General features: G+C 64.1%; 20 protein-coding genes. 6 read left to right on the top strand and 14 right to left on the bottom strand.

The window, feature by feature from the left end:
• Positions 1-107 precede the first annotated feature (107 nt).
• From IVB41_RS23495 to IVB41_RS23485, 3 genes are all read right to left on the bottom strand, one after another.
• Positions 108-599 carry a DUF2846 domain-containing protein gene (locus IVB41_RS23495; protein WP_247397549.1) on the bottom strand — a complete coding sequence of 164 codons (492 nt, stop codon included), beginning with the start codon at positions 597-599 and terminating at the stop codon, positions 108-110.
• Between the two features lie 143 nt (positions 600-742).
• Positions 743-4246, bottom strand: coding sequence for a DNA polymerase III subunit alpha (dnaE, locus tag IVB41_RS23490; RefSeq protein WP_247435392.1), 3504 nt, complete (start codon positions 4244-4246; stop codon positions 743-745).
• 455 nt (positions 4247-4701) lie between these two features.
• Positions 4702-5427, bottom strand: coding sequence for an outer membrane protein (locus tag IVB41_RS23485; protein WP_247435389.1), 726 nt, complete (start codon positions 5425-5427; stop codon positions 4702-4704).
• Between the two features lie 252 nt (positions 5428-5679).
• On the opposite strand from IVB41_RS23485, the gene IVB41_RS23480 reads away from it, so the two are divergent.
• The 3 genes from IVB41_RS23480 (at position 5680) to IVB41_RS23470 (ending at position 7775) form a co-directional block, all read left to right on the top strand.
• A complete protein-coding gene (locus tag IVB41_RS23480) occupies positions 5680-6000 on the top strand; it encodes a DUF3551 domain-containing protein (protein WP_247435386.1) in 321 nt (106 codons plus the stop codon).
• Between the two features lies 1 nt (position 6001).
• Positions 6002-6250 (top strand): DUF3551 domain-containing protein, encoded by a 249-nt coding sequence (locus IVB41_RS23475; RefSeq protein WP_247435383.1) that lies wholly within the window; start codon positions 6002-6004, stop codon positions 6248-6250.
• 145 nt (positions 6251-6395) lie between these two features.
• Positions 6396-7775, top strand: a complete 1380-nt coding sequence (locus IVB41_RS23470) for an MFS transporter (RefSeq protein WP_247435380.1) — start codon at positions 6396-6398, stop codon at positions 7773-7775.
• Positions 7776-7785: 10 nt separating this feature from the next.
• Here IVB41_RS23470 and map read toward each other — a convergent pair whose 3' ends face one another.
• The 3 genes from map to IVB41_RS23455 all read right to left on the bottom strand — a co-directional run bounded on the left by map (position 7786) and on the right by IVB41_RS23455 (position 12788).
• A complete protein-coding gene (gene map / locus IVB41_RS23465; protein ID WP_247435378.1) occupies positions 7786-8535 on the bottom strand; it encodes a type I methionyl aminopeptidase in 750 nt (249 codons plus the stop codon).
• A 78-nt stretch (positions 8536-8613) separates the two neighbouring features.
• The gene (locus IVB41_RS23460) at positions 8614-11763 is read right to left on the bottom strand and encodes a GAF domain-containing protein (protein WP_247435375.1); all 3150 of its coding nucleotides are present in this window, start codon (positions 11761-11763) and stop codon (positions 8614-8616) included.
• A gap of 251 nt (positions 11764-12014) precedes the next feature.
• On the bottom strand, positions 12015-12788 hold the full coding sequence (locus IVB41_RS23455; protein ID WP_247435372.1) for a helix-turn-helix transcriptional regulator: 774 nt from the start codon (positions 12786-12788) through the stop codon (positions 12015-12017).
• Between the two features lie 108 nt (positions 12789-12896).
• On the opposite strand from IVB41_RS23455, the gene IVB41_RS23450 reads away from it, so the two are divergent.
• The gene (locus IVB41_RS23450; protein ID WP_247435369.1) at positions 12897-13976 is read left to right on the top strand and encodes a zinc-binding alcohol dehydrogenase family protein; all 1080 of its coding nucleotides are present in this window, start codon (positions 12897-12899) and stop codon (positions 13974-13976) included.
• An 83-nt stretch (positions 13977-14059) separates the two neighbouring features.
• Here IVB41_RS23450 and IVB41_RS23445 read toward each other — a convergent pair whose 3' ends face one another.
• The 8 genes from IVB41_RS23445 to IVB41_RS23410 all read right to left on the bottom strand — a co-directional run bounded on the left by IVB41_RS23445 (position 14060) and on the right by IVB41_RS23410 (position 23051).
• Positions 14060-14761, bottom strand: coding sequence for an ABC transporter ATP-binding protein (locus tag IVB41_RS23445; protein ID WP_027567170.1), 702 nt, complete (start codon positions 14759-14761; stop codon positions 14060-14062).
• Positions 14762-14767: 6 nt separating this feature from the next.
• Positions 14768-16048, bottom strand: coding sequence for a lipoprotein-releasing ABC transporter permease subunit (locus IVB41_RS23440; protein WP_007603606.1), 1281 nt, complete (start codon positions 16046-16048; stop codon positions 14768-14770).
• Between the two features lie 91 nt (positions 16049-16139).
• Entirely contained in the window at positions 16140-17459 is a 1320-nt protein-coding gene (gene proS, locus IVB41_RS23435; RefSeq protein ID WP_247435366.1) for a proline--tRNA ligase, read from the bottom strand.
• Between the two features lie 153 nt (positions 17460-17612).
• Positions 17613-19175, bottom strand: coding sequence for a CopD family protein (locus IVB41_RS23430; RefSeq protein WP_247435363.1), 1563 nt, complete (start codon positions 19173-19175; stop codon positions 17613-17615).
• Positions 19175-19693, bottom strand: a complete 519-nt coding sequence (locus tag IVB41_RS23425; RefSeq protein ID WP_247289510.1) for a YcnI family protein — start codon at positions 19691-19693, stop codon at positions 19175-19177. Before IVB41_RS23425 ends, IVB41_RS23430 begins: the two co-directional genes overlap by 1 nt.
• Positions 19694-19725: 32 nt before the next feature.
• Entirely contained in the window at positions 19726-20244 is a 519-nt protein-coding gene (locus IVB41_RS23420) for a copper chaperone PCu(A)C (RefSeq protein WP_247435360.1), read from the bottom strand.
• Positions 20245-20384: 140 nt separating this feature from the next.
• Complete coding sequence (locus tag IVB41_RS23415) at positions 20385-22592, bottom strand: TonB-dependent receptor (protein WP_247435743.1); 2208 nt, start codon at positions 22590-22592, stop codon at positions 20385-20387.
• Positions 22593-22676: 84 nt separating this feature from the next.
• A complete protein-coding gene (locus IVB41_RS23410; RefSeq protein WP_247289504.1) occupies positions 22677-23051 on the bottom strand; it encodes a DUF2946 family protein in 375 nt (124 codons plus the stop codon).
• A 478-nt stretch (positions 23052-23529) separates the two neighbouring features.
• On the opposite strand from IVB41_RS23410, the gene IVB41_RS23405 reads away from it, so the two are divergent.
• Together IVB41_RS23405 and IVB41_RS23400 are read left to right on the top strand one after the other, a co-directional pair.
• Positions 23530-23934 (top strand): globin, encoded by a 405-nt coding sequence (locus IVB41_RS23405; protein WP_247435357.1) that lies wholly within the window; start codon positions 23530-23532, stop codon positions 23932-23934.
• Between the two features lie 140 nt (positions 23935-24074).
• Positions 24075-25097, top strand: a complete 1023-nt coding sequence (locus IVB41_RS23400; RefSeq protein ID WP_247435353.1) for a sugar ABC transporter substrate-binding protein — start codon at positions 24075-24077, stop codon at positions 25095-25097.
• Positions 25098-25103: the final 6 nt, after the last annotated feature.

The raw sequence follows: 25103 nt of genomic DNA, 5'->3' as shown, positions 1-25103 counted from the left end.
CACGATCCCTCCCGGCGCGATGGGCCAACGGCCTCACGGTGATCATAGCCGCAACGCTGTGACGACACCACAAATGACGGTGCGGGCGGGACCGAATTCGCGCGGGGCTATTCCGCCAACCGAAGCTCTGCGATCGTCGTCCGGGCGGCCGGTTCATCCAAAGGCAGGAAATCCAGCGGCCCCTGGTTTTTATAGCCGGACGTCATCGCAAGCGTGAGACCCCAGCCCAGCACCCCAGTGCTCGCATTCGCGATCATGGCGCTCTTGCGCTGACTGAAGCGCGCTACGAAGAACACGGTCTGGCCCGACTGCGCCGAGAAGTCCACGCGCGTGACACCGAGCGCTGCTTCCTCTGCTACGAACTGGTGCTGGCCTGCCGGGCGATCGACATAGACATATGTCCCGGTCTTCAGGCCCTTGATCGGCGTACCGTCGAGGGAAAATTCCCAGTCCGGATCGCCGATGCCGCCGAAGCCCTTCTCGCGAAACACGACGACGCGGGCCTGCCCGGCTTTCGGCGGACCCAGCTTTCGTACCGTTTCCGAATATCCCAGCCCGCTCCTCGCCGTCTCACAGCCGCACAGCAGTGCCGCAGCCACGAGCAATACCAGCCCACGCAATAGCATCACGACCCCAGGTTTTTTCCCCGAGCGCATGCTAACGGAAAACAGCGACAGGTTGCAACAGGGCGGCGGCATCCCCCACGCAAAACATGCAATCGCCTGCAACAGCGTGCGTGTGGCTAGAGCTGCTGCACGTCCACGACGCCGGCGACCGCCTTGATGGCGCCGGCGATCTGCGGCGAGACCTTGAAGCGGCCGGGCAGCTTCATCTCGACCTCGGTCTCGAGGTCGAGCATCATGACCAGCGAGACCTCGCCGTCGCCGTTGGAGCGGGGCGCGGTGCCGGGACTGCCTACCTTCGGCGCGGCGCCGTTCGAAGCGGCCATGTCGGGGCCGGCGAGACGCTTGGCGATCGATTCCAGCGGCTTGGTATCGCGCACGAAGATGCGCAGGCCCTTCTGCGTCTTGGCCGCGGCCTCGTCCAGCGGCTCGGCGTGGAGCACGCGCGCGCGGACGTCCTCGCCCTGAAGCTCGGCGCCGAGCTGGAGCAGCACCGCGGCGCCCGGCTCCAGGACGTCGCGATATTGCGCGAGGCCTTCGGAGAACAGCACCGCCTCGAAGTGACCCGTGGGGTCAGAGAGCCCCATGATGCCCATCTTGTTGCCGGTCTTGGTGCGCCGCTCCATGCGCGACACCACGGTGGCCGCGACCTTGCCTGCCGTGGCGCCGGTCTTCACCGCGCGCGAGAACTCGGCCCAGGATTGGACGCGCAGCCGCTTCAGCACGGTGGCGTAATCGTCGAGCGGATGTCCCGACAGGAAGAAGCCGATCGCGTCATATTCACGGCGCAGCCGCTCGGCCGGCAACCAGGGCTCGATCTGCGGCAGCATGATGGTCGGCGCGTCGGCCGAGCTGCCGAACATGTCGTTCTGGCCGATGGTTGCGGCTTCGTTCGCCCGCTGGCATGCGGCGAGAATCGAATCGGCGCCGGCGAAGACCCGCGCCCGGTTCGGCTCCAGCGTGTCGAATGCGCCGGCGGCGGCCAGGCTTTCGATGATGCGCTTGTTGATCGCGCGCGGCGACACCCGCGCGGCAAAGTCGGCGAGCGAGGTGAACAAGCCGTTCTTGGTCCGCTCCGCGATGATCTGCTCGACGGCCGCAATGCCGACGCCCTTCAGCGCCGCGAGCGCGTAGTAGATGGTCTTGTCGCCGACCTCGAAAGTCGCGCCGGAACGGTTGACGTTGGGCGGCTCGACCTTGATGCCGAGGCGCTGCGCCTCGGCGCGGAATTCGGAGAGCTTGTCGGTATTGTTGAGATCGAGCGTCATCGACGCCGCGATGAACTCCACCGGGTAATGCGCCTTCATGTAGGCGGTGTGGTAGGACACCAGCGCATAGGCCGCAGCGTGGCTCTTGTTGAAGCCGTAGTCGGCGAATTTCGCCAGCAGCTCGAAGATGGTGTCGGCCTGCCCCTTCGGCACGCCGTTCTTCACTGCGCCTGCGACGAAGATCTCGCGCTGCTTCTCCATCTCGGCGCGGATCTTCTTGCCCATGGCGCGGCGCAGCAGGTCGGCGTCGCCGAGCGAATAGCCCGACATCACCTGCGCGATCTGCATCACCTGTTCCTGGTAGATGATGACGCCGAAGGTCTCCTTGAGAATCGGCTCCAGCACGGGGTGGAGATATTCCGGCTCCTCGTCGCCGTGCTTGCGCGCGCAATAGGTCGGGATGTTCGCCATCGGACCCGGTCGATAGAGCGCGACCAGCGCGATGATGTCTTCGAAACGGTCGGGACGCATGTCGACCAGCGCGCGCCGCATGCCCTGGCTTTCAACCTGGAACACGCCGACCACCTCGCCGCGCGCCAGCATCTGGTAGCTTTCGGCATCGTCGATCGGCAGCGTGGCGAGATCGACATGGATGTCGCGCGGCTTGAGCAGTTTGCACGCGACGTCGAGCACGGTCAGCGTCTTCAGACCGAGGAAGTCGAATTTCACGAGGCCGGCCGGCTCGACCCATTTCATGTTGAACTGGGTCACCGGCATGTCGGATTTCGGATCGCGATACATCGGCACGAGTTCGCTCAGCGGCCGATCGCCGATCACGATGCCGGCCGCATGCGTCGAGGCGTGGCGGGTCAGGCCTTCGAGGCGCTGCGCGATGTCGAAGGCGCGCGCCACCACCGGGTCCTCGTCGCGGAACGCCTGCAGCTTCGGCTCGCTCTCGATCGCCGCCGCCAGCGTCACCGGCGCGGCCGGATTCTGCGGCACGAGTTTTGTGAGCTTGTCGACCTGCCCATAGGGCATCTGCAGCACGCGGCCGACGTCGCGGAGCACGCCGCGGGCCTGCAGCGTACCGAAGGTGATGATCTGCGCGACCTGGTCGCGGCCGTAGCGCTCCTGGACGTACCTGATCACCTCGCCGCGGCGGTCCTGGCAGAAGTCGATGTCGAAGTCCGGCATCGAGACGCGTTCCGGATTGAGGAAGCGCTCGAACAGCAGGCCGAACTTGATCGGATCGAGGTCGGTGATGGTCAGCGCCCACGCAACCAGCGAGCCTGCGCCGGAGCCGCGGCCCGGCCCGACCGGAATGCCCTGCCCCTTCGCCCATTTGATGAAGTCGGAGACGATCAGGAAGTAGCCCGCGTATTTCATGCGCATGATGACGTCGAGCTCGAACGCAAGCCGCGCGTTGTAATCTTCTTCCGTCGTGCCTTGCGACAGCCCGTGCACGCGCAGACGGTTGGCGAGCCCCTCCTCTGCCTGCCGCTTCAATTCGGCCGCCTCGACGGAGGCGGCATCGGAGCTTGCGGCAGCGCCGACCGTGAAGAACGGCAGGATCGGCTTGCGCGTCATCGGCCGGAACGAGCAGCGCTCGGCGATTTCGACCGTCGAGGCCAGCGCCTCCGGAATGTCGGCGAACAGCACCGCCATCTCGGCGCGGGTCTTGAAGCGATGATCGGGCGTGAGCTGCTCGCGCTCGGTCTCCGCGATCAGCCGCCCGCCGGCGATGCAGAGCAGCGCGTCATGGGCTTCGTAATCGTCGGTCGCGGCGAAATACGGCTCGTTGGTCGCAACCAGCGGCAGGCCCTTGGTGTAGGCGATGTCGATCAGGCTGCTTTCGACCCGCCGCTCCTTCTCGGTGTTGTGGCGCTGCAATTCGATGTAGAGGCGGTCTCCGAACAGGCTGGCGAGACGCTCGCAGCGCGCCGCCGCGAGCTCGCTATAACCGCCGGCAAGCGCCAGCGAGATCGGCCCGTCCGGACCGCCCGTCAGCGCGATCAGGCCTTCGGTCTCGCCTTCGAGCCAGTCGAACTTGATGTGGGGGGCATGAGTGTCGGGCGTCTCCAGGAACGCGCGCGAGTTCAGCCGCATCAGACTGCGGTAGCCGCGCTCCTGCGCGGCCAGCAGCACCACGCGCGAGGGCAGAAGCGCGTTGCGGGCAGTGGGATCCTGGTCGCCGAATTCGATCGCGAGTTCGCAGCCGACGATCGGCTGGATTCCGGAGCCCGCCATCTTGTCGGAGAACTCCAGCGCACCGAACATGTTGTCGGTGTCGGTCAGCGCCAGCGCCGGCTGATGGTCTTTCTTGGCTAGCTCGGCGAGCTTGGCGATCTTGATCGAGCCCTTGAGCAGCGAATAGGCCGAGTGAACGTGAAGGTGGACAAATCCGGCGCTCGGCATGGTCGCGTGACGGCCTCTTGCAGATGAGATGGAGCGGTCGCCGGCACCGGAGGCATCCTGCACTCGCCTGGCCGACTCGCCCCACAATGGTGGGGCGCCACGCTGCCAGAGTCCACGCCGGAGCGGCCGATCAGCCGCGTCGTCCTGCTTTTCCCCAACCTAGGCCCGCGCCTAGAGCTGCGGGAGCACCTGGGCCCAGATCGCGATCATCCCGACAAACAGCGCGATCGAGGCCAGCGCGGCGGCTTCTTCGACGAAAATCCTGAACATGGCTTGCTCCATGGCGAGAACGTATGAAGAACATTGTTCTCATTTCGTTCTCAGGAGTCAAGCCGTCTTCGCCACCTCGAAACCGAATGGTTAACCCGCTGAACTTGAACAACAAAAAAGCCCCGGCCGATGGCCGGGGCTTCCGCCGACCGCTCGAAGTCGAGCGATCGAGATCAGGCTTCTGCTCAGTAACGGCCGAGGCTCGGGCCGCCGAACTTGTAGTTCAGGCGGACGAGGCCCATGTCGACGTCCTGACGGATGCGGTCGGTCGAGGGCACCAGCGCGAAGGTGACGTTCTTGTCCTGCAGGAAGATGTGGTTGTACTCGACGCCGACCGACCAGTTCGGCGCGAAGCCGTACTCGAGGCCTGCACCGATCGTACCACCCCAGCGGGTCTGGTCGGCCGACGAGAGCAGCGCGCCGCCAATGGTCGAGACTTCGTACTTGCCGCCGACGACAGCCGCACCGCCCTTGGCGTAAATGAGGACGTTGTTCCAGGCGTAGCCGATCTGACCGGTGATCAGACCAAACGAGTCGATCTTCGAGCGGTTGCGAGTCCCGAACCCCGGGATCGCGCTGACGTTGTCGCCCGAGAAGTCAGCCCAGTTGCCCTGACCTTCGATGCCGAACACCCACTGGCCCGACTGCATGCGGTAGCCGATCTGACCGCCGACCGTGCCGCCGGTCGCATCGTGCGAACCCTCGCGGCCACCGCCGACGAGATCCCAGGTCGAATGCGCGGAACCGCCGCCGCCGTTGACACCGATGTAGAAGCCGCTCCAGTCGTAGATCGCGGCAACCATCGCCGGCGCCTTGGTGTAAGGCCGCGCAGCGAGGTCAGCAGCCACCGCCGGTGCAGCCGCGCCGAGCGCGACAAGGCTCACAGCAGCAAGCAACAGATTCTTGTTCATTTGATTCCCGTTCCAGTTTCGTCGTTAGGCCCCCGGGCCGTGGCGTCGTCATAACAGCGCTCGATGGAATTGCTGTAACCTCGACGCCACAGTCCGCGCCAAAGGATCGCGCTTCATTAATGAAGATTTACCAGCGCGCGCGAGAAACCCTTTGAAACAAGTGTTTTCATGAGTTCCATCGTCGGCTACACGATATCTGCGGCACGTGCGCGTGACAAAGTCGCGTGCACGTTCGCGTGATTGGAGAATTGAATGCGCAGACGAACTACTCTCCCCATTGTCGCCACATTTTCGCTCGCACTCGCCACATTTGCGCTCACGCTCGACGCAAGCACGCCGGCGCGCGCGTTCGGCACTCACCATGCCTTTTGTCTCACCGGCGATGAATGGCCGGGGCTGAGCAATTGCACGTTCGATACTTACGCGCAGTGCCAGGCGAGTTCATCGGGCCGCGCTCTCACCTGTATCGCGAACCCGTATTTCGCAGGCCAGAGCGACGATCCCTATGCGTATCAGAACAGGCCGCGGGCCCAGGTGCCGGGTTATTCGCCCGGTTATTACGTGCCGCGCTGAGATGCGCCGCGCTCGCCTCGCGCTGTTCGTGATTGGCCTGCTCCTCGCGGGCGCGCCTGCGCACGCCCAGACCTACGATCCGAGCTATCCGGTCTGCATGCAGATCTACGGTCCCGTCGGCTATTTCGATTGCCGCTACAGCTCGCTCGAGCAGTGCAGATTCTTGGCCGTCGGTCGGTCGGCGACGTGCGTGGCGAACCCGTATTTTGCGCAGAAGAAGCCCCCTCGCCGCCCGAGTCGCGTCAACTAAATCGGGACGCTGATATGCGGCCTGCCCTGCATTGAGCGTCCAGTGTTGACGCGGGCTGATCCGGGTTTAAGTACGACAGAGAAATCTTGCAGGGGTGGCGACGTTCGCTGGGCTGGTTCCCGTTGACGCCACCATTGCAGGACATATGACGACATCGAAGCAAGCGACATCGCAGCAAGCGACCTCGCCCCGCGCGACCGCGGCCTCCAGGCCCCCTCATCTCGCCATCGTCCTGTTCTCGCTCGCGATGGGCGGCTTTGCGATCGGAACCACCGAATTCGCATCGATGAGCCTGTTGCCGTTTTTCGCCGCCGACCTTGGGATCGACGAGCCGACCGCGGGACACGCGATCAGCGCCTATGCACTCGGCGTCGTGCTGGGCGCGCCGCTGATCGCCGTGCTCGGCGCACGGTTGGCGCGGCGCGCACAGCTCTTGCTTCTGATGGCCGTGTTCGCGCTCGGCAATGCCCTCACCGCGCTGGCACCGGGCTTTGGCTCAATGATCGCGGCGCGATTTCTCTCGGGCTTGCCGCATGGCGCCTATTTCGGCATCGCCGCGCTGGTCGCCGCCTCGCTGGTTCCCCAACATCGTCGCTCGCAGGCGATCGGCCAGGTGATGCTCGGCTTGACCGGCGCCACCATCATCGGTGTGCCTCTGGCCAATCTGATTGGGCAGGCCATCGGCTGGCGCGCGAGCTTCGGCCTCGTCTCGGTGCTGGCGTTGCTTACGGTGCTGCTCTGCGCCCTGTTCGCGCCGCGCGACCAGGCTGGCCGGTCCGATCCGCTGCGGGAGCTCGGAGCGCTGCGAAGCGGCCGCGTCTGGATCACGCTGGCGATCGGCGCCATCGGATTCGGCGGCATGTTCGCAGTCTACACCTATCTGGCGACGACGCTGATCGAGGTGACCAAGGTCAGCCCCGCGCTCATACCGCTTTTTCTGGCCGTGTTCGGCATCGGCGCCACGCTCGGCAATCTGGTCATACCGCGCTTTGCCGACCGTGCGCTGATGCCGACGGCGGGCGGCATCCTGCTGTTCTCGGCGGTCGCGCTGCTGGTGTTTCCGCTTGCCGCCGGCAATCCCTGGGCGCTGGCGGCAGACGTCTTCGCCATCGGCGCCGGCGTCTCGCTCGGAGCCATCCTCCAGACGCGGCTGATGGACGTCGCCGGAGACGCGCAGGCGCTCGCCGCCGCACTCAACCATTCGGCGTTCAACACCGCCAATGCGCTCGGCCCGTTCCTCGGCGGCCTCGCCATCCGCGAGGGGCTGGGGTGGACCTCCACAGGTCCCGTCGGTGCCGCGCTGGCGATGCTTGGTTTCCTGATCTGGATCGTCGCCTATCGGGACGCCAAGTCTGTTGAAGCCAAGTCTGCTGAAGCCAAGTCTGTTGAAGCCAGGTCTGCTCCGGGCGATGTCAGCTCAGGAAAAAGCGCGGCCCCACCGGGGAATCCTCCGGTGAGACGGGCACCGCCGCTGGCGCCGGATGATCGAAGCCGTTCGGATGCTGCCCGAGATCCGGTGGCTTGAGGACGCCTCCTTAACCAGCCAGCGTCACGATCAACGGTCCGCTTCGAGTTGCGATCACGGTGTGCTCGTATTGAACGGTCGGCGCCTCGGGGCTGCTGTAGAGCGTCCACGGATCAACGCCATCCTGTGCCCATTCGGCGCCAAGGGACAGGAACGGCTCGACGGTGAACACCAGGCCTTCGCTCATGATGCGGCGTTCGGAGCGGTCGGGCCATGTTGCGATCTCCGTCGGCTCCTCATGGAGCGACAGGCCGACGCCGTGACTGGCAAGGTTCCTGACCAGGCTGTAACCGTTCTTCCGCGCAAAGGTCCCGATGGCCTGACCGATACCGGCAATCGATTTGCCGGCTCCGACCTGCTGCAGGCCCGTCCACATCGCGCGCCGGCCATCCCTGCAAAGACGTTCGACGGCGCGGGTTGCGGGCGGAACGGCGAACGACGCTCCCGTGTCCGCAAAGAAGCCGTTCTTCTCGGCTGACACGTCAATGTTCACGAGGTCCCCGCGCGCGATCCGCCGATCGCCCGGGATGCCATGAGCGATCTCCTCGTTCACGCTGATGCAGGTCGCCCCGGGAAAGTCGTAGGCCAGCTCCGGAGCCGAACGTGCGCCCGCAGCCTCCAGCAGTGTTCGCCCGATCCGGTCGAGCTCGGAGGTGGTCATGCCCGGCTCGAGCGCCTTCCCCATTGCCTCCAGGATATTGGCGACGATGCGCCCGATCTCTTTCAGGCGCGCGAGGTCCTCGTCATCCGAGATTGTCATGTCATGCTCTTCCGAAAGCCGGGACATAGCCCTTGGGAAGGCGGCTTGCAAACGGAAGAGATCGCTTCCAAGCCGCGTTCAGATCTCGTCGAGCAAGATGCGGACTTTAGCAGCCAGGTCTTCGATAGCGAAGGGCTTTGGAAGCAGATGCTTGCCGGCATCGAGCACGCCATTGTGAACGATTGCATTGCGCGTGTAGCCGGTGGTGAACAGCACTTTCAGCGCCGGGTATCGTCTCGACAGCTCGGCCGCAAGCTCGGCGCCGGTCATGTCGGGCATGACGACATCCGTGAACAGCAGATCCGGAACGAAACCATTTTCGATCGTCCTGATCGCCTCTCTGGCACTGGCTGCCTCGATGACGACGTAGCCGAGTTCGCGCAGGCTTTCGGAAGACATGCTGCGGACGCGCTCGTCGTCTTCCACGACGAGAATGGTTTCGTTCTGATGGCTCGCACCGGCGGGTATCTCTTGCTGCGACAGGTCCGAGCCCGCCTCCTCGCCGGCGAAGCGTGAAAGATAGATCTTCACGGTCGTGCCAACGTCGACTTCCGAGCCAATTTTGACATGGCCGCCCGACTGCCGCACGAAACCGTAGACCTGACTGAGGCCGAGGCCGGTGCCCTTGCCCACGACCTTGGTCGTGAAAAACGGATCGAACACCTTGCCGAGCACATCGGCCGGAATTCCCGTGCCGTTGTCCGTCACGGCCACCAGAACGTACTGCCCGGGTGCGAGTGCATACTCGCGCGCATACTTTCGATCGATCGAGGCGTTGCTGGTTTCTATCGTCAGCCTGCCCCCCTTTGGCATGGCATCGCGCGCATTGACCGCGAGATTGATCACGGCGCTTTCCAGCTGGGCCGGGTCTACCTTGACCCGCCAGAGGCCAGCCGCCAGCACCGTCTCGAGGCGGATAAGCTCGCCGAGTGACCGCTCGAGCAACTCGCTCATCCCGCCGACCATCTTGTTGATGTCCACGACCTCAGGCGCGAGAGGCTGTTGGCGCGAGAACGCGAGCAGCCTCTGCGTCAACGTGGCTGCGCGATTTGCACCGTCGATCGCGCCCTCGATGAAGCGGTCTATGCTGACCTCTCCCCTGCCGAGCCGCCGCTTGGCAAGGTTCAAGCTGCCGAGGATCACGGCCAGCATATTGTTGAAGTCGTGGGCAATACCTCCGGTCAATTGCCCGACGGCTTCCATCTTCTGGGATTGCCGCAACTGCTCTTCGGCTTTCATGCGCTCGGCGATTTCGTCGGCAACACGTTGCTCCAATCCCGCATTGAGCGCCTCGAGCCGGGTCAAGAGCTGGGCGTTGTCGATAGCGGTGGCGGCATGGCCGGCAATACCAAGCAAGGCGGCCTCATGCTCGGCCTGGAATTTACCCGTCTCGGCGTGGCCGAAGAAAAGTCCGCCGAGGACTTCGCCGGTTCGCGAGATCACGGGGACCGCCAGGTAGGATCGGACCGGAAGATGGCCCTCGGGCATGCCTTTCCGCGGCACGTTCTTGCCATAGCGGGGGTCCTGCAGGATGTCGTCGGACCTCACCACGCCAGAGCCCTCAAAGGTCGGGCCAAAGACCGCGGTGTTGCGGGGCATCGGAAAGTTTTCAAACGCAGATCGCGGCGCACCCGACAGCGAATACAACACGTAGCTGCCGCCATCCGGCGCCAGAACGTTGTAGAAAAAGGCGCCGAATTGAGCACCCGTGAGGCCGACGCCGGCATCCGTCACGATCTGGACGATTGTCTCGAGGCCGCGTTCGCGAGAGACCGAAGCCCCGGTATCATTCAGTATTCTGAGATGACGCTCGGTTTTCTTTTGCGCGGTGATATCCAGAACCGTCCCGATGAACCGAACAGCCTGGCCGTTGGCAAAGATGGCTTGACCGGTCGCGGCGATCCAGCGTTCGACGCCGTCCTCGATGCCGATGGTTCGGTATTCCATATTGTAATGTGCCGGCGCGTGCGGCGTCAGCGCTGCGGACACGGCCTCGTGGGCGCGCTGCCTGTCTTCGGGATGAAGGCCCTTCAGGAACGACCCTTCATAGCTGACTTCGGCGTCCGGCGGTAAACCGAACACCTCCTTGCAGCGGCTGTCCCATCGAAGAACGTTGTTGACCGGGTCGTAGTCCCAGGTGCCGATACCAGCGGCGTTGTTCGCAAGCGTCAGTCGTTCGGCAGCCTCCCGCGCGGCCTGCTCCGATCGGACGCGCTCGATGTGAGCCCACGACCGCTCGGTCACCTCGGTGAGCAAGGCGAGTTCCCGCGGCGTCCACTGGTGCGGGCCCCGGTGATGAATCGCCATCAGGGCGGTCAGGCGCCCTTCTTTCACCAAGGGCATGCAAATCGTCGAGCCTATCCCGATGTTCTGGAAAGTGGCGGCTTCCTCAGGCGCAAGCTCCTTCAAATTATCGTTGATGATAAGGGGCCTGCCGGCGCCGAGCTCTCGCACCGCCTTCTTGCCGAAGTCAGCCAGACTGTAGTGCCCGAGGATATGCACCGCGCCCGGCGCCGCCCAATCCCCGCGGATGGTGAAGCCGTCCTGGTCGGGATCCATATCGGCATAGGCGCAGCTCGATACGTCGAGATGCTCGCCGACCATTTTGGTCGTGACCGCCATCACGCTGTCGGCATCGCGAGTCCTGGCCGTCTCCTTGTTGAGTGCGTCCAGGAAAAGTAGCCGGGCTTCGTTCTCCCGGACGGCCGTCTCCGCACGTCGGCGCTCTACGGCCGTGCGCGTGCGCTCGGCAACATCGCGGATAAGCTCCAGCTCTTCGGGGCTCCATTCGCGCGGCCTGGCATTGTTCAGATACAGCAGCGCCACCACCCCGTCGGGTTCGGAGATCGGCATGTTGACGAGCGCGCGCGCAGAGATCGCCTCGAGAGCCTCGGCACGATCGCCGACGCGAGGGTCTTTTTCCGCATCGGCACAGATGACGGTCTCGCCCCGCTTGAGATCTTCGATGTAGCTGCCATAGTCGCGGAAGCGCAGCACGCCTGCGAGGCTCAGGATGCCCGGTGCGTTCCAGTCGCGGACAATGGTGATGGTCTCGGCTGAGGTGTCGACCGTGCCGTAGCCTGCCCTGCTGACGTTCAGGCTGCGGCCAAGCAGCTCTGCCGCGGCATAGGCGAGATCGTCCGGATTGTTGATCTCTCGGATGTAGTCGCCGAGCGTGGCTAAGACGGAATTGCGATCGGCCGAGCGGACCCCGGTCGCTGTCGTCATTGGTCTTCCCCTGCCACTTTCCTGGCTCCACGATGAGCCAGTGTTTGATCGTCCCGCTGCTGCTCGCTTCGACCGTGAGCCCGCCTGACCCTGTGAGTGATGCAGGCAGGTGGCACAAATTGTCTGCGCGATAACCGCATGATGGCATTTAGGTTCCCGTCATCACCGTCCCCTGGAAGCCTGGCCATCGACCCGGACTTCCACCAGGTCGGTCCAGCTGCCGCCAGGCGGCTCCAAGCCCCACGCCCACCCTACACCGGCGTATAGATCACGAGCTTCAGCGCCGGATCGTCGTTGGCCTGAAAGCTCGTGTGCTCGAACCGGAGCACGCCCTTGGTCGGATGGTTCATGGTCTTGAGGCCCGCGGCAGTGCTGCGGATCTCGTGCGCTTCCCACCATTTGACGAATTCCGGACTGCCCTGGCGCAGCCGCGTCAGCAATTCCGTAAAGGCGGGATCGCCGGCCCAGACGTCGTGAGTGGCGCGAAACATCGCGACCATGCTCTTGGCGACGTCGCTCCAGCCCGCGCCGTAGAACTTTCGCGTCTGCTTGTTCGTCAGCACCAGCAGCAGCGTGTTGCGGTCCTGCTCGGGCAATTGTCCGAACCCAAAGATCTCCTCGGCCGCCGCGTTCCAGGCCAGCACGTCCCAGCGCCGCCCCGTGATGTAGGCCGGCTGCTTCAGGCTTTCGATCATCCGCCGAATTGGCGGCGGCACGATCTCGCGCGTGAACGCGCGCCTGTCGCCGTCGCGGGCCAGTGCCTTGAGATGGGCGTGCTCGGTCTTGCTGAGGCGTAGCGCACGCGCCAGCGCGTCGATGGTGGTGACCGAGGGGCTGACGGTGCGCCCCTGCTCGAGGCGGATGTACCAGTCGACGCCGATGCCGGCGAGCTGCGCCACCTCCTCGCGGCGCAGGCCCGCGGTGCGGCGCCGCCGGCCGGCAGGAAGCCCGACCGTCTTCGGCGACAGCTTTTCGCGGCGGGACCTGAGAAAGTCGCCGAATTCGACGCGGCGTGGGTCGGCCATGGTGACGTGCCTCGATGGAGGGCCTAGGGAATACTAGGATAATACCAGGCCTTCCTGGGCCTGGGAAGGCGGTGCATATGGGCATCACCCGAATATGAGGTGACCACCATGAAAGCCGCCGTACTCAAATCCCTGGGATCTCCGCTCGTCATCGAGAATGCACCCGAACCGGTGCTCGGGACCGGCGAGGTCATCGTGGACGTCATCGCAACGCGGGTGCTGTCCTACATGAACGAGGTCTTCAGCGGCGAGCGGAACTATGCGCTCGAGCTGCCGATCATCCCGGGACCTGGCGGCATCGGCCGGGTGCGCGCCATCGGCCCGGACGCGACGAAGCTCAGCGTCGGCGACTGGGTGTTCTGCGACCCGACGGTGCGTTCGCGCGATGATGTCGTTTCGCCCGACATCGCCCTGCAAGGCCTCACGGCCGCCGGTGCGGGCGGCATGCGCCTGCAACAGCATTTTCGCCACGGCTCGTTTGCCGAGCAGATGCGGGTGCCGACGGAGAACGTCAAGCGGCTCGGCACGATCACGCCGGAGGACGCCACGCGATGGTGCGCGCTGGGGACGCTGCTGGTGCCCTATGGCGGCTTTCTCGCCGCCAACCTTCAGCCCGGCGAGACCGTGCTGGTGAGCGGCGCCACCGGCAATTTCGGCAGCGCCGCCGTCTCGGTCGCGCTCGCGATGGGCGCGGCCTGTGTGGTCGCACCCGGCCGCAACGACGAAATTTTGGCCGACCTCGTCCGGCGTTTTGGTGACCGCGTGAAGCCGGTCAAACTCACCGGCAACGAAGACGACGACCGTGAGCGCATGAAGCGAACGGCGCCCGGACCGATCGACTGCGTGCTCGACATCATGCCGCCCTCGGTGAGCACGAATGTGGTGCGCGCGGCGATCATGACGGTGCGCGCTTACGGCCGCGTCGTGCTGATGGGTGGCGTCGGCATGGCCGGCGGCACTGGCCTCGAGCTGCCTTACCCCTGGATCATGCGCAACTGCATCAGCATCCACGGCGTCTGGATGTATCCGCCGGATGCGGCAGGCCGCCTGATCGCGCTGGTGCGCGCGGGACTGCTCAGGCTGGAGGAGTACGAAGCCACCGCGTTCGACCTCGACCACGCCAACGAGGCGGTAGCCCATGCCGCCGCCAATGGCGGGCCGTTCAAATTGACGGTGATCCGGCCCTGAGCGCCCCGGGCGTGCGGCCGCCCATTTTTTTCGTCAGCCCGGCCAAGCACTTGGCTACTGTGCATGGGGTTGTTTTCGCGGTTTTATTCGAGCTCGATCACCTGGCCGTTCGACAGCGACACGCGGCGGTCCATGCGGCCGGCGAGCTCCATGTTGTGGGTCGCGATCAGCATGGAGACCTTGGTCGCCTTCACGAGCTGCATCAGGGCCTGGAAAACGTGGTCCGCGGTGTGCGGATCGAGATTGCCGGTCGGCTCGTCCGCAAACAGCACCCGCGGAGCATTGGCCACCGCGCGCGCGATCGCGACGCGCTGCTGCTCGCCGCCCGACAGCTCGGACGGACGGTGCGTGATGCGCTCGCCGAGGCCGAGATAGCCAAGGATCTCCTTGGCGCGCTTGACGCTCTCGGATTTCTTGAGGCCGCGGATCATCTGCGGCAGCATGACGTTCTCCAGCGCCGAGAACTCCGGCAGCAGCCGGTGCGACTGGTAGACGAAGCCGATATCGGTGCGGCGAAGCTGGGTGCGCTCGATGTCCGGCAGTTGCGAGGTCGGCGCGCCATTGACGTAGACCTCGCCGGAATCGGGCGCTTCCAACAGACCCGCAATGTGCAGCAGCGTCGATTTACCCGAGCCGGACGGCGCCACCAGCGCGACGGACTGGCCCGCCCACAGCGCGAGCTTGGCGCCGTCGAGGATCGTCAGCGGCACCTCGCCCTGCAAGTACTGCCGCTTTATCTCGTGGAGATAAATGACCGGCACATCTTCCGCCCCCTGCTGCTCCATCAGCCCTCACTCGTACCGCAGCGCTTCGACGGGATCGAGGCGCGCGGCGCGCCAGGACGGATACAGCGTCGCCAGGAACGACAGCGTCAGCGCCATGATGACGACGGCCGAGGTCTCGCCGATGTCGATCTCGGCGGGCAGCTTCGACAGGAAATACAGCTCTGGCGAAAACAGCTCGGTGCTGGTCAGCCAGGACAGGAATTGCCGGATCGATTCGATGTTGAGGCAGATCACCAGCCCGACGATGAAGCCGACCATCGTACCCACCACGCCGATCGAGGCGCCCGTGATCAGGAAGATGCGCATGATCGAACCTTGCGAGGCTCCCATCGTGCGCAGGATCGCGATGTCGCTGCCCTTGTCCTTCACCAGCATGATCAGGCCGGAAACAATGTTGAGCGCCGCGACCAGCACGATCATGGTGAGGATCAGGAACATCACGTTGCGCTCGACCTGGAGCGCGTTGAAGAAGGTCGAGTTGCGCTGGCGCCAGTCCACCAGGAACACCGGCCGGCCCGCCGCCTCCGTCACGGCCTGACGGAACGCGACGATCTGATCCGGATTGGTGGTGAAGACCTCGATCGAGGTGACGTCGTTGCTGCGGTTGAAATAGGCCTGCGCCTCCGCAAGCGGCATGAACACGAAGCCGAGATCATACTCCGACATGCCGATCTCGAACACCGCGGCGATCTTGTACGGTTTTATGCGCGGTGTCGTGCCCATCGGGGTGACCGCGCCCTTCGGCGCCACCAGGGTGATGCTGTCGCCGGCGTGCAGCGACAGCTGGTCAGCGAGGCGCCGGCCGATCGCGACCCCCTGCCCGTCGTCAAAGCCCTCGAGCGAGCCCTGCTTGATGTTCTTGGCGATCGAGGTGAGGTTGTTGAGGTCGTCGGAACGGATGCCGCGCACCAGGACGCCGGAGGCGTTCCAGGGCGATGACGCCAGCGCCTGGCCATCCACCACGGGCGCTGCGAGCCGGATGCCCTGGACCTGGCTGAGGCGGTCGGCGACGTCCTTCCAGTCCGTCAGCGGCGATTCCAGCGGCTGGACCAGGATGTGGCCGTTGAGCCCGAGTATCTTGTCGAGCAGCTCCTTGCGGAAGCCGTTCATGACGGCCATGACGATGATCAGCGTCGCCACGCCCAGCATGATGCCGAGGAAGGAGAACCCGGCGATGACCGAGATGAATCCCTCCTTGCGGCGCGCCCGTAAGTAACGCGCCGACAGCATCCACTCGAATGGCGCAAAAGGCGCGGTTTGAACGGTTTCGGTCATGGTCTCATCCATCGCTCGATAGTCCCATGATTCGGGGTCAAATGTGGCCGGATTGGCGGCCGCGATCTCGGGCGATGAACAATATTCAGCCGACCCAGCCTTATCAGCCCACAAGTCTTGCGACCGCGTCCGCAGGCGACATGGTCTCGCGGGCGCCGTCACTTCGCCGCTTGAGCTCGACCTTGCCGTCGGCGAGCCCTTTCGGGCCGATCATGATCTGCCAGGGGATGCCGATCAGGTCGGCGGCGGCGAATTTGGCTCCGGCGCGCTGGTCGGTGTCGTCGTAGAGCACGTCCACGCCTTTGACGGACAGCTCCGCATAGAGCTTCTCGCAGGCCGCATCGACCGCGGCATCGCCCTGCTTGAGGTTGAGAATCGACACGCGGAACGGGGCAACCGCCTCCGGCCATTTGATGCCGGCATCGTCATGGCAGGCCTCGATGATGGCGCCGAGCAGGCGCGAGACGCCGACGCCGTAGGAGCCGCCGTGGATCGGCACGTCGACACCGTCGGGGCCCGCCACCAGCGCCTTCATCGCGTCGGAATACTTCGTGCCAAAATAGAAAATCTGCCCGACCTCGATACCGCGGGTGTTCACCCGCTTGTCCGCGGGCACTTCCTGCTCGAAGCGCGTGGCGTCGTGAACGTCTTCCGTCGCCGCATAGACCGAGGTCCATTGCTTGATGATCGGCGTCAAATCGCTCTCGTAGTCGACGTCCTCGCCCGGCACCGGCAGGTCGAGCACGTCGCGATTGATGAAAACGCCGGATTCGCCGGTCTCGGCGAGCACAATGAACTCGTGGCTGAGATCGCCGCCGATCGGGCCGGTCTCGGCGCGCATCGGGATCGCCTTCAGCCCCATCCGCGCGAAGGTGCGCAAATACGCCACGAACATCTTGTTGTAGGCGACGCGCGCCGCGGTCTCGTTGAGGTCGAACGAATAGGCGTCCTTCATCAGGAACTCGCGGCCGCGCATCACGCCGAAGCGCGGGCGCTGCTCGTCGCGGAATTTCCATTGAATATGATAGAGATTCAGCGGCAGGCTCTTGTAGGACTTCACATAGGCGCGGAAGATCTCGGTGATCATTTCCTCGTTGGTCGGCCCGTACAGCAGCTCGCGCTTGTGCCGGTCGGCGATGCGCAGCATCTCGGGGCCATAGGCATCGTAGCGGCCACTCTCGCGCCAGAGATCGGCGAGCTGGAGCGTCGGCATCAACAGTTCCAGCGCGCCGGAGCGGTCCTGCTCCTCGCGCACGATCTGCTCGATCTTCTTCAGGACGCGGAAGCCGAGCGGCAGCCAGGCATAGATGCCGGCGGCCTCCTGCCGGATCATGCCGGCACGCAGCATCAGCCGATGCGAGACGATCTCCGCCTCTTTCGGATTTTCCTTCAGGATGGGCAGAAAGAACCGCGACAACCGCATGGCAATACTCGAGGAATCAGTGATGGCTTGCAGTGAAACCGGATTGGGAGCCAAAACACAAGACCGGGAATGAGGAAAACCCGCTAACACAGCGGAATTCCTGTCATTTTTCCGTCGACTTCAGGTTCGGCGCGAGGTGCCGAAGAGCCGGGTTCAGGGCGCCGCCACCTCGAGTTCGTCCTCCAGCGTGATCTTCTCGAAATCGGTCACGAGCGCGTCGATCCGCACATGCCAACGGCCGGCAAAGGGCAGCTCGACCTTGCGCACGTGCCAGTAGCGGTCCGGCCCCAGCAAGGCGTTCCGCTCCATCGGCTCAATGCCGCGTTCGGGCAGGCTCAGCGTCAGCGTCACCTCCTTGGCCTCGAGAACCGCCCCCTCGCCGGTCATGAGCTGCAGGACGAAATCGTCGATACCCGCCTTGCCCGGCGAGACCAGGACCTGAAACATCGCCCTGTCGGTGTGGATATGGATCGCCAGCGGCGTCTCCGGAGCGATCGTTCGCGGCGGCGGCGTGAAGCGCCAACCGGCCACGACGGCGAAGATGCCTAGCGCGATCGCGCATTCGAGTACGATCGAGCGCTTCAGTGCCGGCGCGGCCTTGTGATCCCCCGCCAGAGCTGGAGTCAGGCGGAAGCGGTTGAGCGCGGCAAGCGCCAGCAGCACGAGGACCAGTGCAAGCTTGATCGAGAGGATCAATCCATAGCGGGTCTCGACCAATGCAGACGGCTTTTCGAGCTGGACGATGGCGAGCGCGAGGCCGGTCAATGCGAGAACGCCAACGGCCGGCGCCGCGATACGAGAAAAGCGGTTCACGACGGGCAATGTCGCGACGGGTCGCTTTGACAACAGGGCGCCCAGCGGCGCGAGGGCCCCAATCCAAAAGGCGACACTGAGGCCATGGAGAAAGATTGCGGGCCGGGTCAACAGTTCGGGCGGTGCCGTAGCAGCGTGCCCGGTCATGGCCAGCGACAAGCCGACGCCGACGAAGGCAATGATCGCCAGAGCGCGCGCGCACCACGCGCTGCCTAGCGCCAGCAATGCGAACAGCATTGCAGCGACGGCCACGAGCAAGGCCGGGCCCGCGCTGGTCCCGGATGCGACTTTCCAGGGAGCCATCGTCGCGAGAGCGGATAGCGGTAGGCCGAGGAGATCCAGCCCCAGCACACCAAGGGACACCACCGCGCTCGGGACGCCGATGGCGAGCGCCACGCACGGAATGGTTATGCCGGTCATCGACCACGCAACCCAGCGTGCAAAGAAAACGCCGCCGACGCCGACGAACAGGCCAAGATAGAGACCGACTCGCGCCAGCCAGATCAGCACGTTCAATCCGCCATCGGCGTTTGCGGGAGGTTGCGTCCCCGTCGGCGTGCCGATCGAGAAGACCACCGATCCAGCGATGGGATGGCCATCCTGCGAGATCACGCGATAGCTGACGACGGCCGTGCCTTGCGGCAGGTCCGCCGGCATCGCGACCGAGATGGTCGCGCCCGATGCGTCGACGCGCACGTCATCCCGCGCCGTGCCCGCGCCGTCGATCAGCCGGATCGCGCCCGGCGTCACCGTCTCGTTGAAGCGCAACTCCACCATCTTCGGCGCGCTCGCGAGCATGCTGCCGCTCGCCGGCTCGACCGCGACGAGCGCCGCGTGCGCCGCGGCGCCGGTCGCGAAGCCGACAACGAGGAGCAGCGTCGCGAGCGCGGCGAGCAGGCGCATCAGGGTTTCGGCAGGAGTTTCACGCCCGGAGCCGGCGATTTGCTCTCATGCGAATGCCCTGCGCCCTCCGCGGGGATCTCGATCCAGCGACTGACGCCGGTCTCGCATTCCTGGACGACGGGGAAGTACAGGATCGTGTTCGGCTTGAGCGTGTCGGTCAGGGCCGTGTGCATGACGAACTCGTCATAGTTCTTGTCCGGCAGCTTGCCGCCAGACCAAGTCACCTCCTTGACGCCGGAGGAGAGCTTGTTGCCGTGATAGTCGTATTCGCTGGCGTATTTGCCCTCGACCACGTCAACACTCCAGCCCGCCTTCGGCATCGGCTTTACCGCGATGACGCCTTCAGGAATCTGCACCCGGATTTTCACCGTGGGCGAGCCCGCGCAACCGTGCGGGACGGCGAAAACGGCTTTGTACGATCCCCCCACTGTCGCCTGCTTGCCTTCGAGGAAGACGTGCGCAGTCGCTGGCGTTGCCGCAAATACGCCCAGAAAGATCAGCCAGGTTCGCTTCGACATATTGGGTCTCCCGAAGGTCCAGATCACGCGCGTCACATCTTCATTCCCGAATGATCAGGCATTTTCTTCATCATGTGCCCGCCCTCGCCGGGCGCCTGCGCGCCGACCCCCTGGACGTCGAGAGAGACGGCGACCTTGCCGGCCTTCTCGAACTGAAGCGTCACCGGCACCTTGTCGCCCTGCTTGAAGGGGCCCTTCAGTTCCTGGAGCATCAGGTGGTAGCCGCCGGGGGCGAACTTCACCGTCTTGCCGGGATCGATCACGAGCCCCTTGTCGAGCAGGCGCATCTTCATCACGCCATTGTCCATCGCCATCTCGTGGACCTCAGCCTTCCCCGCGATATCGGCGGAAACGCTGACCAGCTTGTCTGCCACTGTGCCCTTGTTCTCGATGGTCAGATAGCCGCCGGCCACCTTGGCTCCGCCTGGTGTCGCCCGGCTCCACGCCTGCGAGATGACGAGATCGCCGGCCTTGATGTCCTCGGCCTGCGCGACGGCACAGGCGGTCAGCAACAGTGAAATTGCAAGGAGAGTTCGTCCGATAGTCTTCATGTTGATTGCCTCTTTCACGATTGATCGGGCCGAGAATGGCCCTGCATTCTTCCGCGACGATCTTCCGCCGCCACCCGCATCGGCATTCGGAATGCCGGCCTGCCGCGGAGCCGAATATAGACCCAAGCGCCATTTGCACGTCACCATCGATACCTCATTCCAGCATACACTGCCCGTCCCGTGCCCGGCTCAAACAATGCTGACGTCGCCGTCGCTCGATCGATGATGCTCGCGCTGGCTATGTAGGTTTTGTTGGTGAGATTGCGCCCCTCGATGTAGGCAGACATCGGGCCACCATTGTCGAAGCCGGCTTTCAATCCCAACAGGGCGTAAGGCTCTGACGTCAGCGTGTTCATGCTGTCGACGAAGTAGGCCTGTGGCACCCATTCGACGTTGGGTCCAACATAGAACCCGGTAGGGTGTTTGTAGAGAAGCTCCGCGCGCAGGTAGTGATTTGGAGCTCCCGGCAATCGATTGTTTCCGAAGGTCGGATCTTTGTCGAAGCGGAAGTCGTTGAAGGAATAAGCCAGATTCAGCCAGATCTTGTCCGGAGCCGGGCCGTTGACGAAGATGTCACGAAAGATTGCTGCGCCCGCGCCGGCCTCGATGCCTTGATGGATGGTGCGGTCGGCGTTGGTCACATTGCAATTGCCGAAAGTACTATAGAGGCATTGCAATTCGTCGCGAATGTTGGCCCGGTAGGCCGTCAGTTCCCAGGCATAATCAGATCGCTTCATGCGAGTCCCGATTTCGTACGTGGTGGCAATCTGCGGGCGGATGCTGGTGAACGGGATCGTCGGAATGCCGAGACCGATCGCGCTTTCGCCAAAGCTCGGCACCTCGGCACTCCGCGAGACATTGGCGAAGGCTTGCCAGGCCGGATCGATTTGCCACAACAGACCGCCTTTCGGTGACCAGAGATTAAAGCGCGTCGCCCCCGATTGATCCCCGTCGCTGAGGAAACGATCCTGCCGATTGCGGGTCGCGTACAGAAATTGCGTGCCGCCGATCAGCGCAAGATTTGGAAGGACGTAGAAGCTGTCTTCAACGTAGGCGGAGGTATTCTCCGACCGATCGATCGAGGAAGAAAGCAGTGCACCCTTCTGCCCGCCAATGTTGGCGAACTGCTGGTTGTCGATGCTGCCGTTCAGCACATTGACGCCTGCGACCAACTTGTTGCGGAAGCCGCCAATGGTACGGTCATCCGTGATCTTCGCGAATCCGCCGTAGTCCTTGTAACGGTAGTCCAGCCACTGGAAAATCGGGTGCATCAAATGCCGATCGACGCCAAAGGCGCCGAATTCGACTTTGGTGTCATCGAAACGAACGGTGGTTTTGTTGGCGAGCCTGACAGTATCGATGTTGCGCTGCTGATCCATCGCAACATTCGCGGGTGCAGCAGCTTCCGGATCGGTCAAAGCGGACGTTTTGGTCACGGTACCCGGAATTCGCTGCCGCACTTCGTTGGCATTGAGGTAGAACCGTGTCTCGACATCCGGGGAGAACTGATACCCAACATTGCCGCTCAAGCGGTTGCTCGAGCCGAAGCTGTGATCGCGAAATCCGTCTGCGGCCTGCGTGGAAGCGGTCACGAACCCGTCCCACGGCCCGTTGACGCCGCCTGCGTTCGCCTGAAGTCGTTTGTAGCCAAATCCTCCGACATCGAAGGACACACCATTCGGAAACGAGTCGCGGCCGGTCGGGGTCACGAAGTTGATCGCGCCTCCCAGCGAATTGGCGCCGAACTGAAGCGCGTTGCCGCCCTTGAAGACTTCGACATATTTGTAGGCGCTCGGATCGATCTCCTGGAAATCGCCATAGCCATCCGCAGTGTTGATCGGAATGCCGTCCATATAGAGCTGCACACCGCGCAGATGAAAATTGCGCGACAGGCCGGACCCGCGAATCGAAAGGCGGGTGTCGTCGCCCCATTTGGGCTGGGCGTACACGCCGGGCACGTAATCCAGAACATCCTTGATCGTGTTGGACGGCGTCGAGTTCCTGTACGCCTCGGCCGACACGAGCGCCACGCCGCCCGGAGTCTGGTTAATCTCCGCCAGCGCTTGTTGCGCCGTCAGAACCGTCAGGGCACCCGGAGCCCCGGCACTCTGTTCTCTCGCGGTTTGCTGCGGTGATGGGGTCGTTCGCGGGCTTCGCGTGACGCGCGCCGATCGCGCCGTATTGCGTGGCGGTCGGACCCCCGACGCGCGATTCTGCTGAGGCGCCTCGACGGTGATTGGCGGCAGCACTGCGCTGCTGCTTTGGGCAAAGGCGCCGCTCGACGATGCAAGCAGCGCGGCCTGAATGGCAACGACGCTCACACCACGGCGGGCATGACAACGTAACATGGGGCATTCCTGACGCCGGGCGTTCTCTCCGGCCATTCGACAGCATCAATCGCCTGCGGCGGACCGCGGCAATCACGAGAGTCGTCAGGAAAATTGAGGCGGTGCGCGCGCCTGCGCGTTTGTGCCTTTATGGGCCGCGCCGGCGGATGCCTCCGCCGCGTGCCACACCACGCGCTCGGCGTGGCGGAAGGGCACGGAAAGCGCGGCGTGCGGCGGCGAATCGAGCGACGCGCCCACCTGCGCCAGGCAACAGAGGGCGCATGCACCGGCATGTGCGACCGGCGTACCCGCCGGATCGTTCAGGCCGCCTTGCTCGCCTGCGCTGTGGCAGATGACGGCGGCGGACAACGGATCGGCCACGGCTTGGCCGGCCGCCAGACAGGCGGCAATCGGCGCCAGCACCTGCATCACCAGGGCGAGCAGGACCAGAGGTAGGAATTTTTGCAGCCGTGCGCGCATCCGCCGAACCATTCGTTCGTCTACCAACTAAACACCGGCGGATGGCCAAGTCGAGCCCGGTTCCGCCGCCTCCTTAATCCAGCGCAAATTTTCCGGAAAACTGTGGTCCGGCCGCGCGCGGAAGGGAACCTCCGGCATTTGAGGCAGTCGAGCACGCGGCCCCATCTACGGATTTCTTATATTTGTCATATGCTTACAGAGCCAAACGCCCGATCATTTCGTCAATTGCTCGAATTTTGAACATTCGTTGCCGAAAATGATGACAAGTGAGAAAAGTTGATCTAGCATCCTCTTGCTCAGGCTGGCCGCGAGGTCGAAGTCTGGTGGTCCAAGTCTCGGGAGGAGCCCCTGACGCGCAAAATGCAGCGTCGCCCCGCCAATCAAGATCAAATCTTAGAATCGGGGATAATAGGGTCGACACAATTTTCGAGCGGGGCTAGGGCCCCGCTCTTTTTTTGTCTGCGGGGCTAAAGTACCGATGAATGCTTCTCCCAATCCGATCGAACAGAGCTTTGAACTTGCAGCCTCGCGCTGCACCGATCTCACGCCAGACGTCTATCAGCGGCTGTTCGAACAGCATCCCGAAACACGGGCGATGTTCCGCACGCAAGGCAGCGAACTCGTGATGGGATCGATGCTGGCTCTCACGATCGAGGCGATTCTCGACTTCGCCGGTGATCGCCGCGGGCAATTCCGGCTGATCACGTGCGAGGTCGTATCGCACGATGGCTACGGCACGCCGCGCGAGCTGTTCATCGCCTTCTTCGCCGTCGTCAGGGACACGCTGCGCGATCTCCTCCGCGAGGAATGGTCGCCGGACATCGCGCAGGCCTGGGACCAACTGCTCATCGAGATCGACGCGTTCGCGGGTGTCCCGGCCTGACGCTTTGCGCTGCACCAACACGGGCTCGCGGCGACCCGCCGTTGATTGCGGATTGAGTGGCACCAACTCTTGTGAGACACTTTCGGACATCGGTCGCGCAATCAATGACGCGCCGAGATAAAATTGTATGGGAGCGAGCGATGTCCGGGACGAAAGATTTCTCGACGACGAGGCGCGATCTTCTTCAGGCGGCAGCAACCGCCGGCGCCGCGACTGCCATCCTCGGCAGCATGGGCATAAACCCCGCCCTTGCAGCCGAAGTCGGACGAAGCGAGAAGCCGCTGAAGGCGGCGTTCTCCAACGCAGGCCTCCAGGCGACCTGGTGCGCGCAGGGCAAGCAGGCCGCGGAATTCTGGGGCAAGCTGTTCAACGTCGAGGTCACCTGGTTCGACGGCCAGCTCGATGCGGTGAAGCAGCGCGCGGCGATCGACAACATGGCCTCGCAGAAATGGGACTTCGTCGCGATCCAGGCCTTTGGCATCGGCACCCTCACCCAGCCGGTGCAGAAGATGATCGACGCCGGCACGCCCGTGATCGACATGGACACGCTGATCGCGCCGCTGGACCAGATCAACGTCCACTCCTTCCTCGCCCCCGACAACGAGTTCATGGGCGCCTCAGTGACGCAGGCGCTGTGCAACGCCATGGGCGGCAAGGGCAAGATCATCATGACGCAAGGAGCCCTCGGCCACACCGGCGCGCAGGGCCGCGCCAAGGGCTTCAACAATGTCGTGAAGCAATTCCCCGGGGTCGAGGTGCTCGACACCCAGCCGGCCGACTGGGATGTGTCGAAGACCGCGCGTCTCTGGGAAACCTACCTGACCAAGTATCCGCAGATCGACGCGGCGTTCTTCCACAATGACGACATGGCCCTCGCCGCCGCCAACATCATGAAGGCGGGGGGCCGCACCAACATCCTGATCGGCGGCGTGGACGCGATGCCGCCGGCGATCCAGGCCGTCAGCGAAGGCCGCATGTTCGCCACCGTTCGCAATCCGTCCTGCCGGATTCATGGCGGCGCCATCATCGCGGGCGTTTCCGCCGTGGTCGGCGGCGAAAAGAGCGGACAGGGCATTCCCAAGAACGTCGTCACCGACGGTCCTGTCGTGACCAAGGCCAACGCCGCCGGGATGCAGTGGATGCAGGATCACTTCCTGATCTGAGCCTCC

The sequence above is a fragment of the Bradyrhizobium sp. 44 genome (genome assembly GCF_023073095.1).
In the GTDB taxonomy this organism is placed as follows: domain Bacteria; phylum Pseudomonadota; class Alphaproteobacteria; order Rhizobiales; family Xanthobacteraceae; genus Bradyrhizobium.
Note: the sequence above shows the minus strand (reverse complement) of the source record. Positions and strands in the feature narration are given on the sequence as shown.

Excerpts from the sequence above, each read along its gene's own strand:
- dnaE (WP_247435392.1), bottom strand. The coding sequence starts at position 4,246 with ATGCCGAGCGCCGGATTTGTCCACCTTCACGTTCACTCGGCCTATTCG.
- IVB41_RS23485 (WP_247435389.1), bottom strand. The coding sequence starts at position 5,427 with ATGAACAAGAATCTGTTGCTTGCTGCTGTGAGCCTTGTCGCGCTCGGC.
- IVB41_RS23480 (WP_247435386.1), top strand. The coding sequence starts at position 5,680 with ATGCGCAGACGAACTACTCTCCCCATTGTCGCCACATTTTCGCTCGCA.
- IVB41_RS23475 (WP_247435383.1), top strand. The coding sequence starts at position 6,002 with ATGCGCCGCGCTCGCCTCGCGCTGTTCGTGATTGGCCTGCTCCTCGCG.
- IVB41_RS23470 (WP_247435380.1), top strand. The coding sequence starts at position 6,396 with ATGACGACATCGAAGCAAGCGACATCGCAGCAAGCGACCTCGCCCCGC.
- map (WP_247435378.1), bottom strand. The coding sequence starts at position 8,535 with ATGACAATCTCGGATGACGAGGACCTCGCGCGCCTGAAAGAGATCGGG.
- IVB41_RS23460 (WP_247435375.1), bottom strand. The coding sequence starts at position 11,763 with ATGACGACAGCGACCGGGGTCCGCTCGGCCGATCGCAATTCCGTCTTA.
- IVB41_RS23455 (WP_247435372.1), bottom strand. The coding sequence starts at position 12,788 with ATGGCCGACCCACGCCGCGTCGAATTCGGCGACTTTCTCAGGTCCCGC.
- IVB41_RS23450 (WP_247435369.1), top strand. The coding sequence starts at position 12,897 with ATGAAAGCCGCCGTACTCAAATCCCTGGGATCTCCGCTCGTCATCGAG.
- IVB41_RS23445 (WP_027567170.1), bottom strand. The coding sequence starts at position 14,761 with ATGGAGCAGCAGGGGGCGGAAGATGTGCCGGTCATTTATCTCCACGAG.
- IVB41_RS23440 (WP_007603606.1), bottom strand. The coding sequence starts at position 16,048 with ATGGATGAGACCATGACCGAAACCGTTCAAACCGCGCCTTTTGCGCCA.
- proS (WP_247435366.1), bottom strand. The coding sequence starts at position 17,459 with ATGCGGTTGTCGCGGTTCTTTCTGCCCATCCTGAAGGAAAATCCGAAA.
- IVB41_RS23430 (WP_247435363.1), bottom strand. The coding sequence starts at position 19,175 with ATGCGCCTGCTCGCCGCGCTCGCGACGCTGCTCCTCGTTGTCGGCTTC.
- IVB41_RS23425 (WP_247289510.1), bottom strand. The coding sequence starts at position 19,693 with ATGTCGAAGCGAACCTGGCTGATCTTTCTGGGCGTATTTGCGGCAACG.
- IVB41_RS23420 (WP_247435360.1), bottom strand. The coding sequence starts at position 20,244 with ATGAAGACTATCGGACGAACTCTCCTTGCAATTTCACTGTTGCTGACC.
- IVB41_RS23415 (WP_247435743.1), bottom strand. The coding sequence starts at position 22,592 with ATGTTACGTTGTCATGCCCGCCGTGGTGTGAGCGTCGTTGCCATTCAG.
- IVB41_RS23410 (WP_247289504.1), bottom strand. The coding sequence starts at position 23,051 with ATGCGCGCACGGCTGCAAAAATTCCTACCTCTGGTCCTGCTCGCCCTG.
- IVB41_RS23405 (WP_247435357.1), top strand. The coding sequence starts at position 23,530 with ATGAATGCTTCTCCCAATCCGATCGAACAGAGCTTTGAACTTGCAGCC.
- IVB41_RS23400 (WP_247435353.1), top strand. The coding sequence starts at position 24,075 with ATGTCCGGGACGAAAGATTTCTCGACGACGAGGCGCGATCTTCTTCAG.